This window comes from Clostridium sp. DFI.5.61, assembly GCF_024462915.1.
GTDB classification, from domain to species: domain Bacteria; phylum Bacillota; class Clostridia; order Oscillospirales; family Oscillospiraceae; genus Lawsonibacter; species Lawsonibacter asaccharolyticus.
This window is the reverse complement of the sequence record NZ_JANGBZ010000003.1, coordinates 21,196-35,170: the sequence shown is the minus strand read 5'-3', so window position 1 is coordinate 35,170 and position 13,975 is coordinate 21,196. Positions and strand designations below refer to the sequence as shown.

Sequence of the window (13,975 nt, the reverse complement as noted above, 5' to 3'; positions counted from 1 at the left end):
GCTCACCCCTTGGTCCGGAACATTCCCATAACGCCACCGAGCTCGGCGAGGTCATCTGCAGCAAGGCTTGATCCATTTGTCTCCGGAGCCGGAGTTTGCGCCGAGATCTGCAACTCGCCGCTGGAGATCATTTCGGTAATGATCTCCTTCACAGTGCTTGCAATCCACTCCTTGCTATGCTCATCAGCAACCTCAGGGCAGCTGGTGTAGTGTAGTATGGCGCTTACAACCAGTTCAGACATACTGCGTGGTCGCTGGCGAAGGATTTCCAGAGCACGCCGGTGCCGAAAGTCCATCTCATTGAACTGAAGGACCACACGGGCCTTTTTATTGCTGCCCATTTGCCGCCACCTCACTCTGGTAGAGGAGCTCATAGCCGCGAGCATTGGCATGAATATCCTCGATAAAAATGGGGAAAGCTACTTTGTTACCGCGTTCGATCATTCCACGCAGGAGCAAGGAACCGCCACCAGCAAAGACGCATTTACTGGTGGAGACATCAACGCCTCGCTCACGCAGGAAGTTGTAGAACTCCGTGAGGAAGTCGCTGGTCATGGTACGGATCAACTGCTGTACCTCGCCGGGAAGGACAGTGGGTTGGTTTCGGATGACCTCGTCGATATCGCAGTCTTCCAGGATCCGGGCATAGAGCGCATTACACTTGCTTGCGATACCGTTGTAGAGGGTAATGACGCCCTTCTCGAAGCTCTCTACCACTGCCAGATCCGGATGGCCGCTGCGCAGCTTCAGGACATCGATGGTAAAGCCGCCAATGTCAATGATATAGGCGACGGAATGAGCTTTCAGCGTGCCGAACTGTGTAACGGCAGCCGCAAACGCTTGGGGATAGCTGAGTACCTTGCTGACCCGGATCGAGTAGTACTTGCCGTTATACTCAAAATCTACGATCTCGCGCCGACGCAGGAAGTACTGCTCGAAACGGCTGTGCAGCTGCTCATAGTGTGCGGGAGGCAGACCCACAAGCAGAGTAATGTCAATGGGATCGAGTGTCTCGGGCACCTTGCGGCGCTCCAGCTCCTTGGCGATGGCAAAGAGGGTGAGGACATAGAAACGCTCATCCTCCGTCTTATCGCGGAGATAGGCGATGCGCTGCTCTGTCAGCGTATAGTACTTGTTGTTCCAGCAGATGTAGTCCGTTTTGAAGCCCTGGAGCCCCTCGGATACAATCAGGCCGGAAGTGAACAGCGCGTTGGGGGTCTTAATCGACTTATTGCCGTGATCGACAGAAATAATCATGGAAATTTACCTCCTTATCCGGTGAAACAAGGCGAGGCGGGAAGCCCCGCTTGATGTGTCTGTTAGTATTTACGCATAGTGTTTTCTTAGAACAACAACTACGCAAAATGTTTTTCTGCGTGTAGTTTAGTGGTCTTGCAGAAGACCTCGGAGCTTCTTGAGGGCTCCGTTGACCGACTTCAATGCAGCGTTCATATGGCAGCCTTCCCGCCTTGCAATCTCACGGATTGACATATCATCCATGAGCATACGGATGCGGCGCTGCTGGATGGGCGTCAACTGAGAAATCGCCGCATAGAGCTCTACGACCTGCTCGTCCCAGATCAGAGCGTCCTCAAGCTCGTTAAGCGTAAAGTGCTGCGGCATTTCCTCCAGATCGTCCATCGGGGTCCAGTCGCGGTGATATACTTCCTTTCGATGAATACGCTGAGTTTCGTTCTGCAGCGCACGCCATTCTTCATACAGCTCATCGCTGACAGGAATTTCCTGATAAATGCCATAGTAGTCCTTGATTTTGATTGTCTTCATGTGTTACCTCCAAGTCGTTTCATTAGTGGATGCGGACGAACGACTTGAAGGGGGCGCACGGGCCCAGTAGCTGGCTCTTGACATGGATTAGGCTCCCAATCAGGGCAACAAAAAAGCCGGCCACTCTCGTTTTGGAGAATGGTCGGCTCTTTGTTCCGGTATTGGCTGGCGCACAAGGGTATGAAAAAAGCCCCTCGGATCATAGACCCGAGAGGCTATAGGTGCTCCAGCATAATCCATTATACCGGCTGAGTCTCTACACTACAATTTCGTTTGGCTCTCAATTTCCTCCCAATTTTCTATCATGTTTTCTCTCATCTGACTGCCACATTGTCTCTCATTTGTCTCTCACGAGACTTCCACCTGAGCGGTGACGCTACCGCTTTGCTGCAGGTGCTCCCTGATGATCAGATCGGGGATTACGACACACCAGAGGCTTGCTGCATAGGCACGGATAGCGGGCTTGATGTGCCGATAGTATGTAGATGAGGAGATTCCGAGGTTGAGATATGCTTCCTCATTTGAGGTGCAGTAGACATCAAAGTACCTTGCCTGGAGAATGTTGAAATAGGTGCCTCCATTGGGCGGTGTGTCCTTCACGAGCACCAGGGCATCCTCCATAACGGACAGAAGCTGCATGGAGTGGCCCATCTCGGCAAGGCGATCGGCGATGCGTTTCCGGTCAGTGTCACGGTCATAGTCGATGGCCAGATTGATGAAGTCGGAGATGCTTTGCCGTCTACCTTCATAGCACTCTTCTTCCATCTCACCGATGCGAGAGGCAGTCCTTCGAACGGCGGGGCCGTAAATCTGGAGCAGCGCCAAGGTCTTATCAATATCCTCCTCGGTGAGGGTACTGGTGATGTCAAAGGTTTTCAAGTAGTTCTGGAATTTACTCATTATTTGTCCTTTCTGCCAGGCCTCTTTAATGGTAAAAGTTGAAGGAGCCAAGAACTTTGGCATAGGCCTTGGACTTATTGTGGAGGATGCGCTTTTTGCCGTCCGCCTTGACTTTACGATCTTTCAGGTAGAGATAGAGTGCGAAGGCTCCATTTTCCTTCACGACGATCAAGTCACCGTCATTGATCTCGGCTGCCCTCTGACAGAACAACACGCTGCCGGTGGAAATACCGTGCTCCTGATAACGATGTCCATCGGCCATAATGCAAAAACACTTTTTGGGAATCAGACCAGAAAATCCGTCGATCTGGATGGAGCCATAGCCATTGCTCAAAATGGGGTGTCTGGCTTGAGTCGTTTCAACTGCTGCGTTTATAGTCAATACCTCCTCAGTGATACATAACAGAGGGCATCTTGTATTCAACCTCCCGATGGGCAGGCATCTTCAGCCCCGTGGTGAGTGCGGCGAAATTGATGGAATGGAGGCCATAGCGGCGACGGATGTCTTCCATGGTGCGCTCCAGGATGAGGCGCTTGTTGTGCTTGGTAAAGTCTGACCAGAGATCGAGCTGGATCGGCGTGTCAGACGGGATAAGGTCGATTGCGCTGATGGTCAGAGACCGGATATTGTTGTTCCAGGTATGCTTCTTGCAGAACAGTTCAAAGCCTGCCGCTGCAATTTCCGTGTAGCTTTGCGTTGGAAATGTCAGTTTTCCTTGGTATTCCCGATGCGAGAGGGTGTTGTCGCGGACGCTGATGCGGACCCGTGTGGCAGCCAGCTTATTCTTCCGGAGCTTCAGCCCAACTTCCTGAGAAAGCTCCATGAGAACATGGCGCACTTCATCTTTCGAGAGCAAGTCATCCGTGCAGGTAATGCCGTGACCAACGCTTTTGATGGGAGGATCATAGTCGCAGGGCATCACGCGGGACTGATCAAGTCCATTGGCGAAGATCCACAGTTTCTCGCCGTTGATTCCGAGCAGTCGGACAAGCATCTGACGATCTGCTTTGGCCAGATCTCCGATGGTGTGGATCCCGTAGCACCGCAGCCTTTCTGTGGTGGCTCGTCCAACACAGAGAAGTTCCGACGCTGGCAAGGGCCAGATTTGCTCCTTGAAGGACGCTTCCGTGATTTCTGTTACGGCATCCGGTTTCTTCATATCGGATCCCAGCTTGGCGAAAATCTTATTGAAGCTGACCCCGATAGATACGGTAAGCCCTACTTCTTCCTTTACTGCCTTTCGGATCTCGTTGGCTATCTCGGCCGGTGTCTTATGTGCCAAAAGGGGCGAGCCGGTGAGCTCGATCCAACTCTCATCGATGCCGAAGGACTCCACTTCCGGGGAATACCGCAGATAGATTGCACGCACAATCCTGGAAAACTTCAGGTACTGATCCATGTGCGGAGGGACGATCGTTAATTGCGGACACTTTTGGCGCGCCTCCCAAATCACTTCACCTGTCTTCACCCCACACTGCTTTGCCAACTGATTCTTTGCAAGAACAATTCCATGACGATCCTCCGTGCTGCCGCAAACCGCAATGTACTTTCCACGCAATTCCGGATGCAGCATACATTCAATACTCGCATAGCAGTTATTGAGGTCGCTATGCAATACAACCCGACCTCCCATATTCGGTGTGCCTCCTGTCTGTGGCTTTTAAGAAAAGTTCCAATCAAGTTCCTAAAAGTTCCTATTGACAAGTTCTACTTTCCAGAATATAATGAGGCTAAAGTTCCAACCAAGTTCTAAATAGTTCCATAAAAGTTCTAACAACAAAATAGCAGGTCGAAGATAGGTTTGTCAATAGAACTTTCAAAAACTTTTCCCGATCTGCAGAAAGAGGCACAGTTATGAAAACGACTGGAGAAAAAATCAGAGAAGGCCGTGCAAACCTGGGCATTACCCAGACTGAGCTGGCCGAAAAGATTGGCGTTACGCTGCGCACGATCTCCAAATATGAAAAGCAGGGTGTGATGCCTCGTGGCGCCAATTTGCAAAAGCTGGCCGAGGTTCTTGGCGTTTCCATCGCATATCTGAGCAACGATGAGATCATAGATCCCGCTTACGGACTCGAGGAATCTCCTTACATTGAGAGTGCTCGGGCAGTCTACGGTAAGAGAGGCGCCGCTGATGTCGAGCAACTACTGACTCAGACCAGAGCCCTCTTCGCCGGTGGCGATGTACCGGAGGAAGATAAGGAACTCTTCTTCCAGGCAGTCACCGAGGCTTATTTTGCCAACAAGCAGCGTGCCAGCGAGAAGTTCACCCGCAAGGATTATAAGAAATAAGCCGGATCATCTCTGTGTGTACGGATTATTGGACACCCCTTTTGGTACCTTTATGCTGTACGATAGGCTATTCTACTTCTGAAGTGAGGTGAGTGGATTGCTGACGATGGCGATTAAACAGGAAGCAAATCGTTTGAAAATGAAATACCAGACTACCGACCCGTATGATATTTGCACGAGCATGGACATCCAGGTAATAAAGCGGCCTATGGGCGCAAGCACCCAGTCCTGCAAGGGCTTTTTCCTGGTCTCTTCTCGGTGCAAGCTGATCGTGATCAACAGTGATTTACCCGAAAGCATTCAACGGATTATCATAGCTCATGAGCTGGGACATGCTGTTCTTCACAGCGATTCGGCCATCAGCGCATTCCATGAGTTTGCGATGTTTGATGACACGGATCGTATGGAGTATGAGGCAAATGTGTTCGCTGCGGAGTTCATGCTGAGTGATGACGAGGTCATGGAGTCGCTGGAGATGCAGATGGACTTCTTCCAGATGGCCAGATGTCTGTATGTACCGCCCGAGCTGCTGGACTTCAAGCTGCGAATCTTGCAGCGGCAGGGCATCAAGATCAATGCCCCTTACATCGCACATGGGGATTTTCTCAAGCGCGATCTGGGGCAGCCTCTGAATTGAGTATGTTACCGGGGGCAGCATTTAAGGTCTATGTCAATGTTTTTGTAGAGCACACTACCGAGGGACTAATGCTTCCACGCACAATAGTCTGGGAAGATGGTCTGAAATATGACATAGACCGAGTGATTGATATTCGGCCTGCCTATGCAGCAAAGGCAGGTGGACAAGGCGACCGTTATACCATTCAGGTTAACGGAGCACGAACCTATCTATATTTTGAACGCTCCTCCAATCCGACCGACACGAAGATCGGGCGCTGGTTTGTTGAGCGCAAAGTGCCTTTGAAGGAATTTTTATGAGAACTGATGATAAAAAGCACCAATGCTGGTTGAACGAGGGTGAGACGATCCGCTCGTTCCATCCGGTGTTAGATTGTGCGCTTCGTGAGTTTGCGGACCACGACGCCTTTGTGAGCTTTATTTTTGAGATGGTTGATATTTTTTGATTTCGAGTAAGTGAGGAGGTAACAATGTATAGCGCTGCTATCCAGAGATATTTCAATGAGCACATCCATCTGCCGTATTCCTTCTTCCTGCAGCCTCAGCGTTTTATCCGACATGCACTCAAGAAGAAGGGTGCGTTCATGGCAACCGCATACAACTATGTCGAGCCCAGCGAGGCTGACAATGAAGACATTATCGAGTATCTTGCTACAGACTTCGATGTCATGGCCGGCAACACGGCTGGCCGGCTCTGCGTTTTAATGAAGCTTCCAGAGCCCACGATGCCTCTGCACTGTAAGATGATTGGTTGCTCCATCAAACGGGATGGGAGCAATCCCATCTGGCGCACGATCGAGCTGACTGAGCAAGGGACTCTGCTCCTGTGTGGTTGGGGCGAAGGCCATACACATATGACGATTTGTGAGGTGGGCTCTGAGCCCGATCAATTCATTCCTCGCTTAACGCAGGAACTGGCCACTGCTACGGCTTTTTGGCCTCATGTCACTGGTACAGGTTTCCCTGTGGCTGGACGACCTTGATGAGATATCCCAAAAACTGAATAAAGACGGAAGGATCGATCTCTGTTGAATGGGATCGATCCTTTTTCGTCTGGAAAGCAGAATTAGGTATTCTGGCACGAGTAAAGCTCCAATGGTATTCTGACTCTGTACTTATTAGATTTCATCTCCGTTATGGAGCTTCATAAGCTGTGAGCCAACACATTCTGGCATTTCTGGGCGGACAATTTGTTTCGCCGCTCTCTTTGCGCTTTGATTTGAGTTTTCGGATCAGAGCGCTCTTTTTTTGTCCAAATTCCGCATTGCGGGTTTGAGAAATATTTATTTGAAAGGTGGAACAAGCAAATGATGGAAAGCAAAGTATTCGCGGACAACTTCAGTCGTAGCTTCAGCGAGTCGGGGGACTTCTTTCAGTTCCTCAGCGCTCGGCAGGCCCGCAGCAAGTGGATGACAGCGCCGTCCAAGGAACTCCGGTTTGAGCCGGTGGAACGGGGATCCACGCTCGGAAATCTGTATATGCAGATCTACGACCACAACGGCGATGCAGATGTTCTGGAGGACACGATGGAGAATACCAGCCTCCTGTTGAAGGTAGATGGTAAGGACTACCCGGTCCGTTCCTGTGCTCTCAAGACCGTTCTGGAGCGTGCCCGCATCTCCGGTCATGCCCTCAACAAAGTCTCCAAAAGCGTATTCGCTGAGATTCTCAACTACTGCATGGGTGTTGCCTCCGGCGACAGCCTGATCAAAGTCGCAGATGAGAAGGTATCGGCAGTACACGGTGGAGATCCCAAGGACTACACGGTCATGGAGATGCTGCCCCTGTTCAAAGCGACCAATGACTTTCTCGATCGAGAGTATCCCGGTAATCGCTTCATGACCGCACACTTCGATCACTCTATCGCAACCGCTATCTGGCGCCTGGATGGTCAGGCAGACAAACTCCTTGATACATACCACCGGGAGATTGCCGCCAAAGGCCTGCGTGCCGACAAACTGGTTCCCGCACTGCGTTTCTCCACCTCCGATGTCGGCATGAGTGGAGCGAACCTCTATCCGATCTTCCTGGCCGGCGCAGAGTCCCGGATTATCCCACTGGGATATCCCATCCGCACCGAGCACAAGAACGGATCTGGCATGGAGTACTTCGAGGAGCAGCTTGGTCTGGTCTATGCGCAGTTCGAGAAAGCAGTCGATAAGCAGGTTCAGCTCATGAACATCGAGATCCGCTATCCCATTACTACCTTAATGCGGGTGCTGAAGCGGATCAAGGCGCCCAAGAAGGCTTCCTATGAGGCGATGGACTACTTTATGGCCATTCACGGTGATGCGCCCTGTACGGCGTATGACCTGTTCATGCAGATGAGCGATGTTATCTTCTCTGCCCAGTGTGACGGCGCATCCGGTATGCGCATTGCACAGCTTGAGGAGATCGTCAGCCGGGCGCTGAATGTGAACTGGCACGAGTATGATCACCCTGGCGACTTCAAGTGGTGATTGTGATGGCCAAAGCTGTTTACTACCCGAAGGGTGAGAGGCAAAAGACCATCATCAAGCTTTTGAACTCTCTGGAAGGGCGCTATTCCAGGTGGGATATTTGGCAGGATTTCATTGTCCTGTCTGCCGTCAGCATTGCCAATGCTTTCGGTGGCCCATACAGAGAGCAACGCGAAGCGATGTATCTGGAGCGTAGCAAAAAATACTCAACCTCCGAGCTGGAAGTCTTAGCGCAGATGCTCGCCGAAGTTGTCGATGAGATGGAGCAAAATCCAGATCAGGATATGCTTGGCGAGCTGTTCATGGCATTGGGCCTTGCGAATGAGTGGAAGGGGCAGTTCTTTACACCCTATGACATCTGCAGAGCGATGGCAGCCATGAATCTGGGTGAGGATCTGAAAAGTCAGATAGAGGAAAAAGGCTGGGTATCTGTGAGTGATCCCGCCTGTGGGGCCGGCGCATTACTGCTTGCCTTCGCAAACGAGTGCAAAAGGAACCACATCAACTATCAGACTTCCGTTTTCTTTGCCGCGCAAGACATTGACTTCTTGGCGGGCTGCATGTGCTACATCCAGATGAGCCTACTCGGCTGTCCCGGCTATGTGGTCATTGACGATTCCATCCTCCATCCGGCGCAGAGCTACGATGAGGACGGACTTATCCCCAAGAACAGCCCCAATGTCTGGCTCACCCCGATGTATTTCAGGGATGTCTGGCATTGGCGGAGAATTTTCGCACAGCTGGACCTAATTACTCAGACAAAGGAGAGAACGCATGGAAAACCTGACATGTAAGGGACTGAGTGCCGCTCATCGGAGAATGCTGATCAAATGCATTACCGAAGAGATTGGCAGCATTCCTGAACCGGTGGAAATCGAGTTCATGGAGCCCATTCGACGGAAACAGTATTCATCGCTATGGTACGGCGGCCAGATCGCTGCCATTCGGGTTCACGGTTGCGTTTTTGAGGTCCATGCATTAGGCGATGTCTACGCATGGCTCTATGACAAGAGCGACCGCGATCGCGAACTGCTCTATGTGAAGGACAAGAACAACTCCGGCCGATTTGGATCGGATATCCAGCCTTATCTCAAGACTGACCGTGCTTTGGTAGCAGCAATCTGCAGGAAGCACAATCGGTATTGGATCGATATGGAGCACAACAACTGGTGGGAATGTTTCGTCCGTACCCCCGATGGCGAGAGGCACGATCTCATGTGGGTGCTTGACAGCGACCACATTTTTGCTGGAATCGGTGAGGTGTTCTATCACATGGACGCAGTTCTGAAGGATCTCGGTGTCCCAGCGGGAAACGAGGCTTCGGAGGTGTCATCATGAGCAGTTTTCGAATTCCCTTGGTTTGGCAGATGTACGGGCATGTGAATGTAGAGGCTGATACCCTGGACGACGCTATCAAATACGCCTTGGGACCGGATTGTCCGCTTCCTGAAGGCGAGTATGTAGATGACTCGATCCAGGTGGACGATCTGGTTTTGAACCAGGAGGCAACCCATGAAAGCCATCAATGAGCACTTTGAAGTTGGGCAGCAATACTATGCTCTCGTCAGTAAAGAGGTGCTGGTGGTGTCTGAAGTTTTGCAGCCTGGAATGTACCCGTCAGGCTCCGGAGGATACCATATGCTCCGGTCGCCGATGGTTCGGTTCAGAAGTGAGAAGGCTGGCTTAGTGCATACCTGCAGCCTTGAGCTGGCCAAGCATCTGCTGCTTGCCAAGCGACAGACAGCAAAAGAAAAAGGAGTTGGTTGATCGTGAATAAGGCACGACGCTTCGTCATTGAGACTCCGCTTGGAAAGCTTGAGGTCTATGCCAAGCACGATAAGAGCGATTGTGCGGCTGACTATCCCGGCGTCTTTATCGACTTTGTACGCGAGGATGGCGCCACGGTCGTGCTGGCTTGTGTGGAGTATGATCCGGACAAAGATTTGCTCCAGACAGTCGTCTATGGCGATTGCGCATCGGACGAGCCAACAGCGATTGCTGAACACTACAACACTGATTTTGAAGATTGAGGAGGATCGATTATGCCTAATTGGGCGTTTGGAAATGTTAAGGTGACTGGTACTCGCGAGGGTGTCAAGTCTTTTGTGGAGCGTTTCATCAGCAGCGATGATCAATCAACTGTCCCCGGAAAGCGGTTTTTTGCCCGGAGCTTTTCCGAGCAGATGCGAGAGCAGAGCGTCAAGGATGCCATGGAAGAATTCGAAGGGAAAGCAGATAACGAAACTGCTGAGCATTCCTTCCTCATCATGTTTGCCTGGTCTGTTTGGTCCTGCATGATCGAAGGCTACCCCCAGCGAAATGATGCCGAGTGCATCACGCTGAGTGAGGCCTGTATGGAGGATCATGTAGCTGTTGAAATCCGCTCTACGGAGACCGGAATGTGCTTTGAGGAACATGTCACCTGCGACGAGGATGGCAATCTCAACCATGCTGAACGAGACCTGAGCCGCTGCAAGTGTCGCAACTGCGGCGAGATCAGCCTCTTCGGATCCTTTGAGGATCTGGACGATGCTGAGTGCTCGGAATGCGGTGAACGTGGTTTCGACCGTTGTGAGGAGGAGTGAATTATGGCTCTGAATTTGAATTACAAACCCAATAAGCTGGTCGATATCACCACCCTCACTGAGGATCAGTGGTTGGACTGGCGGCGCAAAGGGATTGGCGGCAGCGATGTAGCTGTCGCCCTTAATTCCTCTCCGTATCGCACGGCCAGAGAGCTCTACTATGACAAGATCGGAGTGGTCATGGCAGATGAAGGCCCGGATAAGAGCATCACTTTCCAAATTGGGCATCTACTCGAGGATGTGGTGGCTCAGATCTTCGCCAAGAAGACCGGCCTGTCTGTCTTTGAAGACCACTGGATGTACCAGCATCCTATTTTCCCGTTCCTGATTGCCGATGTAGACCGGTTCGTTATGCTTCCGGATGGTCGAAAGGCCATCCTCGAATGCAAAACCGCGCACTATGATATGCAGTTCAAGTGGGCGAATGGCTCTGTGCCACGCCATTATGAGCTGCAGGTGCGACACTACATGGCCGTCATGAACATCGATGTCGCCTTTATCGCATGCCTGTTTTCCAACAATGAGAACGACTTCGTATGGCAGAAGATTGAGCGCGACCTCGATGAGGAGGAGAATACGATTATGGAGCTGGAGGCGTTCTGGCGCAATCATGTTCTGGCTCGTGTGGAACCGCCTCTGGTAGAAAAGCCGGATGCAGTGCTGGAGTCCCTTCGTCGTTATTTCGGGCCGGCCGATAAGTCTGAGCCGAGTGTTGATTTGGACTGCAAGTTCCTTGGCAGCCTGAAAGAAATTCTGAACCTGAAGGAGGAAAAGAAGGTGATCGATGCGCAGTCCAAAGCATTGGAGACACGCATCAAGTCGCTCTACGCCCCCATTGTCGAGCAAATGGGGACTGCCTGTAAGGCGTCCTGTGAGCACGGCAGTGAGTGCTTCAGAGTAACCTACAATCCTCAATACAGGGAAGGGATCAACAAGGACAGGCTGTCAGCGCTGAGAGCCCAGTATCCGGAAATCTACGACGAGTTCGTCGATCAGACAGAATTGAGAATTTTCAAGGTGGTCAAGACGGCCATCGCATAAGGAGTGATCGAATGCTATGTCGATATGAGCGCACCATCTTCAAGTCGGATAAGGGCTTCTGCATCTTCTCCTACAGCACCGAGGATCAGTCGGTTCCCAGGGAAGCGCATAACCGATCGTTCTACCACGACGATAAGATCCACTTCACGGCAATCGGCTATCACCTTGTAGCCTCAAATGCCGTGGAAGTAGAACTTGATGGCACCTGGGAGAACTCGAAACATGGTCTTCAGCTATCGGTCTCAATGTGTAAGGAGATTGTTCCTACAAATCAGGCTGGTATCCTCGCATACCTGAGTAGTGGTGTGATTAAGGGCGTTGGCCCGGAGATTGCCAAAGCCATTGTTGCAAGGTTTGGGGATAAGACCATGGAGGTGCTGGACAAGGAGCCACAGAAGCTGCTGAGCATCAAGGGAATCGCCCAGAGGAAGCTCAAGGCCATCATCGCCTCCTATGAGGAGACAAAGGCCCTGAGCGACCTTATGATCTACTTGGCGCCGTTTGGTGTTTCAATGAAGAAGGCTGCGATGATCAAAGAAGAGTTCGGCGACAACAGCCTGAAGATCGTGAAGTCGGATCCCTTCCAGCTTTGTAAGATCAAAGGGTTTGGCTTTATGACCGTGGACTCGATTGCCCGCAAAACCAAGGTAAGCCTAAAGCATCCTATGCGATACTCCGGCGCAATCAATTATGTGCTGGATGAGGCCAGGGTATCTGGGCATCTCTTTCTCACCGTTGATGAGACCGTGGGTCAGTGCTATGACCTGCTCAACTCGGATTGTGAAGAAGAGGTGGTCTCCGAGGAGGAGATCCGACAGGCCATCACCAATGAGCGTGTTGAGTCCCGTGTCTATGTTGAGGGATCTCGTGTGTACCTGAGCTATGAGCGTATGTGTGAGGTCAAAGCTGCTAAGCGGATTGTGTCCATGCTCCTCCAGGAAGGGTTCGATGAGATCCGTGACCTGGATGAAAAGATCGATCGGGCGGAAAAAAACTTGCATCAGAGGCTGGCCCCTTCTCAGCGCAATGCTGTGAAGCTGTGCTTGTCCTATCCCATAACCATCATGACTGGTGGACCGGGCAGCGGCAAGACGACGACGCTAAGGTTTATCTTAGACATCTACCAGGCAGCGTTCCCGTCAAACGAGATCCTTTTGGCTGCACCCACCGGTAGAGCCAGCCGGCGAATGTCGGAGCAAACGGGCAAATATGCCTCCACGCTTCACTCTGCTCTTGGTCTGGTCACCGAAGAGGATAGTCCACTCAACGATACGGAAATGCTTTCTGCAGATCTTATCGTGGTGGATGAGTTCTCTATGGTGGATATGCGCCTTGCGTATGTGCTGCTGGAGCGAATCAAGCCAGGAGCCCAACTGATCATCGTAGGTGATGCTGACCAGCTTCCATCTGTCGGTGCTGGCAATGTGTTACGGGAGATGATCCGTAGCGAGAAGGTGCCAACGGCAGTTTTGGAAACGGTATTCCGGCAGGCATCCAATAGTCGGATCATCACCAACGCCCATGCAATCAACCATAATGACACACATCTTCAGTATGGAGATGACTTTCAGATGCTCGAAGTGCAAAACTCGGAAGATGCAGCGCAGCTGGTCATAAAAAACTATCTGCGTGAAGTTGCAATTCATGGCATAGAGAATGTTCAGATCCTATCGCCGTTTCGGAAGCGTGGCGCTGTGGCGTCCAATGCATTGAACGAGACATTACGGGATCTCGTCAACCCTCCGAACAACCTGAAAAAGGAAGTGAAGTGCGGTGGCAGGGTCTTCCGTGTAGGTGATCGCATAATGCAAACCGTAAACAGGATCAATGTGTCGAATGGCGATGTGGGAATTATAAGTGACATGGAGAAAGAGGATGATGAAACCATCGTCTGCGTCAAGCTCTTGGACGGGCGTGAACTGCGATATACGCAGGAAATGCTGGAGGATCTCGAGTTCTCCTACTGTACGACCATCCATAAGAGCCAAGGGCAAGAGTATCCGGTCATCATCGTTCCTCTTCTGAAGGAGCACTATATCATGTTGCGGCGAAACCTGCTCTATACAGCGGTGACCAGAGCCAAGGCAAAGGTCATTCTGATTGGGCAGAAACAAGCCGTATTTATTGCGATCCACAAATGTGATGTGGGTCAACGGAACACCGTCCTCGCTGATCGAATCGTGGCCTACTACAACCGCGAGCTCAGCAATCGAGTGACTTGATTTTTGGGAAGCGGGGTGGTCAGAAGCCGCCTCGTTTCTACATTTATTATGAAG

20 protein-coding genes are annotated in these 13,975 nt (G+C 51.4%); 14 read left to right on the top strand and 6 right to left on the bottom strand.

Annotation, left to right across the window (positions count from 1 at the left end):
- Window positions 1-2: 2 nt before the first annotated feature.
- From NE584_RS02635 to NE584_RS02610, 6 genes are all read right to left on the bottom strand, one after another.
- The gene (locus NE584_RS02635) at window positions 3-341 is read right to left on the bottom strand and encodes a hypothetical protein (protein WP_108979711.1); all 339 of its coding nucleotides are present in this window, start codon (window positions 339-341) and stop codon (window positions 3-5) included.
- Entirely contained in the window at window positions 328-1,257 is a 930-nt protein-coding gene (locus tag NE584_RS02630; RefSeq protein WP_177696132.1) for a ParM/StbA family protein, read from the bottom strand. The genes NE584_RS02635 and NE584_RS02630 overlap by 14 nt, the downstream gene beginning before the upstream one ends.
- 126 nt (window positions 1,258-1,383) lie before the next feature.
- A complete protein-coding gene (locus NE584_RS02625) occupies window positions 1,384-1,785 on the bottom strand; it encodes an RNA polymerase sigma factor (protein WP_177696134.1) in 402 nt (133 codons plus the stop codon).
- Window positions 1,786-2,133: 348 nt separating this feature from the next.
- A complete protein-coding gene (locus NE584_RS02620) occupies window positions 2,134-2,685 on the bottom strand; it encodes a hypothetical protein (protein WP_108979708.1) in 552 nt (183 codons plus the stop codon).
- Window positions 2,686-2,710: 25 nt separating this feature from the next.
- A complete protein-coding gene (locus NE584_RS02615) occupies window positions 2,711-3,067 on the bottom strand; it encodes a S24 family peptidase (protein ID WP_177695541.1) in 357 nt (118 codons plus the stop codon).
- Window positions 3,068-3,074: 7 nt separating this feature from the next.
- Window positions 3,075-4,319, bottom strand: a complete 1,245-nt coding sequence (locus NE584_RS02610) for a DNA polymerase IV (protein WP_108979706.1) — start codon at window positions 4,317-4,319, stop codon at window positions 3,075-3,077.
- Window positions 4,320-4,540: 221 nt separating this feature from the next.
- On the opposite strand from NE584_RS02610, the gene NE584_RS02605 reads away from it, so the two are divergent.
- The 14 genes from NE584_RS02605 to NE584_RS02540 all read left to right on the top strand — a co-directional run bounded on the left by NE584_RS02605 (window position 4,541) and on the right by NE584_RS02540 (window position 13,921).
- On the top strand, window positions 4,541-4,978 hold the full coding sequence (locus NE584_RS02605) for a helix-turn-helix domain-containing protein (protein WP_256181691.1): 438 nt from the start codon (window positions 4,541-4,543) through the stop codon (window positions 4,976-4,978).
- A gap of 106 nt (window positions 4,979-5,084) precedes the next feature.
- Window positions 5,085-5,615, top strand: coding sequence for an ImmA/IrrE family metallo-endopeptidase (locus tag NE584_RS02600; RefSeq protein ID WP_256181769.1), 531 nt, complete (start codon window positions 5,085-5,087; stop codon window positions 5,613-5,615).
- A gap of 2 nt (window positions 5,616-5,617) precedes the next feature.
- Window positions 5,618-5,914, top strand: a complete 297-nt coding sequence (locus NE584_RS02595; protein WP_108979703.1) for a hypothetical protein — start codon at window positions 5,618-5,620, stop codon at window positions 5,912-5,914.
- Window positions 5,911-6,060, top strand: a complete 150-nt coding sequence (locus NE584_RS02590) for a hypothetical protein (protein WP_177695543.1) — start codon at window positions 5,911-5,913, stop codon at window positions 6,058-6,060. Before NE584_RS02595 ends, NE584_RS02590 begins: the two co-directional genes overlap by 4 nt.
- A 24-nt stretch (window positions 6,061-6,084) precedes the next feature.
- Complete coding sequence (locus NE584_RS02585) at window positions 6,085-6,597, top strand: hypothetical protein (RefSeq protein WP_227145514.1); 513 nt, start codon at window positions 6,085-6,087, stop codon at window positions 6,595-6,597.
- A gap of 324 nt (window positions 6,598-6,921) precedes the next feature.
- Complete coding sequence (locus tag NE584_RS02580) at window positions 6,922-8,073, top strand: transposase (RefSeq protein ID WP_256181688.1); 1,152 nt, start codon at window positions 6,922-6,924, stop codon at window positions 8,071-8,073.
- 5 nt (window positions 8,074-8,078) lie between these two features.
- A complete protein-coding gene (locus tag NE584_RS02575) occupies window positions 8,079-8,867 on the top strand; it encodes an N-6 DNA methylase (protein ID WP_256181686.1) in 789 nt (262 codons plus the stop codon).
- Window positions 8,848-9,411 carry a hypothetical protein gene (locus tag NE584_RS02570; RefSeq protein ID WP_256181684.1) on the top strand — a complete coding sequence of 188 codons (564 nt, stop codon included), beginning with the start codon at window positions 8,848-8,850 and terminating at the stop codon, window positions 9,409-9,411. Before NE584_RS02575 ends, NE584_RS02570 begins: the two co-directional genes overlap by 20 nt.
- Entirely contained in the window at window positions 9,408-9,602 is a 195-nt protein-coding gene (locus NE584_RS02565; RefSeq protein ID WP_256181682.1) for a hypothetical protein, read from the top strand. Before NE584_RS02570 ends, NE584_RS02565 begins: the two co-directional genes overlap by 4 nt.
- Window positions 9,586-9,840 carry a hypothetical protein gene (locus NE584_RS02560; protein WP_256181680.1) on the top strand — a complete coding sequence of 85 codons (255 nt, stop codon included), beginning with the start codon at window positions 9,586-9,588 and terminating at the stop codon, window positions 9,838-9,840. The genes NE584_RS02565 and NE584_RS02560 overlap by 17 nt, the downstream gene beginning before the upstream one ends.
- Before the next feature lie 2 nt (window positions 9,841-9,842).
- On the top strand, window positions 9,843-10,103 hold the full coding sequence (locus NE584_RS02555) for a hypothetical protein (RefSeq protein ID WP_256181679.1): 261 nt from the start codon (window positions 9,843-9,845) through the stop codon (window positions 10,101-10,103).
- Window positions 10,104-10,115: 12 nt separating this feature from the next.
- On the top strand, window positions 10,116-10,658 hold the full coding sequence (locus NE584_RS02550; protein WP_256181677.1) for a hypothetical protein: 543 nt from the start codon (window positions 10,116-10,118) through the stop codon (window positions 10,656-10,658).
- Between the two features lie 3 nt (window positions 10,659-10,661).
- On the top strand, window positions 10,662-11,699 hold the full coding sequence (locus NE584_RS02545; protein ID WP_195325401.1) for a YqaJ viral recombinase family protein: 1,038 nt from the start codon (window positions 10,662-10,664) through the stop codon (window positions 11,697-11,699).
- Window positions 11,700-11,710: 11 nt separating this feature from the next.
- A complete protein-coding gene (locus NE584_RS02540; protein WP_256181674.1) occupies window positions 11,711-13,921 on the top strand; it encodes an ATP-dependent RecD-like DNA helicase in 2,211 nt (736 codons plus the stop codon).
- The last annotated feature ends 54 nt before the right edge of the window (window positions 13,922-13,975 follow it).

Excerpts from the sequence above, each read along its gene's own strand:
- NE584_RS02590 (WP_177695543.1), top strand. The coding sequence starts at position 5,911 with ATGAGAACTGATGATAAAAAGCACCAATGCTGGTTGAACGAGGGTGAG.
- NE584_RS02565 (WP_256181682.1), top strand. The coding sequence starts at position 9,408 with ATGAGCAGTTTTCGAATTCCCTTGGTTTGGCAGATGTACGGGCATGTG.
- NE584_RS02580 (WP_256181688.1), top strand. The coding sequence starts at position 6,922 with ATGATGGAAAGCAAAGTATTCGCGGACAACTTCAGTCGTAGCTTCAGC.
- NE584_RS02605 (WP_256181691.1), top strand. The coding sequence starts at position 4,541 with ATGAAAACGACTGGAGAAAAAATCAGAGAAGGCCGTGCAAACCTGGGC.
- NE584_RS02600 (WP_256181769.1), top strand. The coding sequence starts at position 5,085 with ATGGCGATTAAACAGGAAGCAAATCGTTTGAAAATGAAATACCAGACT.
- NE584_RS02625 (WP_177696134.1), bottom strand. The coding sequence starts at position 1,785 with ATGAAGACAATCAAAATCAAGGACTACTATGGCATTTATCAGGAAATT.
- NE584_RS02540 (WP_256181674.1), top strand. The coding sequence starts at position 11,711 with ATGCTATGTCGATATGAGCGCACCATCTTCAAGTCGGATAAGGGCTTC.
- NE584_RS02620 (WP_108979708.1), bottom strand. The coding sequence starts at position 2,685 with ATGAGTAAATTCCAGAACTACTTGAAAACCTTTGACATCACCAGTACC.
- NE584_RS02545 (WP_195325401.1), top strand. The coding sequence starts at position 10,662 with ATGGCTCTGAATTTGAATTACAAACCCAATAAGCTGGTCGATATCACC.
- NE584_RS02560 (WP_256181680.1), top strand. The coding sequence starts at position 9,586 with ATGAAAGCCATCAATGAGCACTTTGAAGTTGGGCAGCAATACTATGCT.
- NE584_RS02570 (WP_256181684.1), top strand. The coding sequence starts at position 8,848 with ATGGAAAACCTGACATGTAAGGGACTGAGTGCCGCTCATCGGAGAATG.
- NE584_RS02630 (WP_177696132.1), bottom strand. The coding sequence starts at position 1,257 with ATGATTATTTCTGTCGATCACGGCAATAAGTCGATTAAGACCCCCAAC.
- NE584_RS02610 (WP_108979706.1), bottom strand. The coding sequence starts at position 4,319 with ATGGGAGGTCGGGTTGTATTGCATAGCGACCTCAATAACTGCTATGCG.
- NE584_RS02595 (WP_108979703.1), top strand. The coding sequence starts at position 5,618 with ATGTTACCGGGGGCAGCATTTAAGGTCTATGTCAATGTTTTTGTAGAG.
- NE584_RS02635 (WP_108979711.1), bottom strand. The coding sequence starts at position 341 with ATGGGCAGCAATAAAAAGGCCCGTGTGGTCCTTCAGTTCAATGAGATG.
- NE584_RS02575 (WP_256181686.1), top strand. The coding sequence starts at position 8,079 with ATGGCCAAAGCTGTTTACTACCCGAAGGGTGAGAGGCAAAAGACCATC.
- NE584_RS02585 (WP_227145514.1), top strand. The coding sequence starts at position 6,085 with ATGTATAGCGCTGCTATCCAGAGATATTTCAATGAGCACATCCATCTG.
- NE584_RS02550 (WP_256181677.1), top strand. The coding sequence starts at position 10,116 with ATGCCTAATTGGGCGTTTGGAAATGTTAAGGTGACTGGTACTCGCGAG.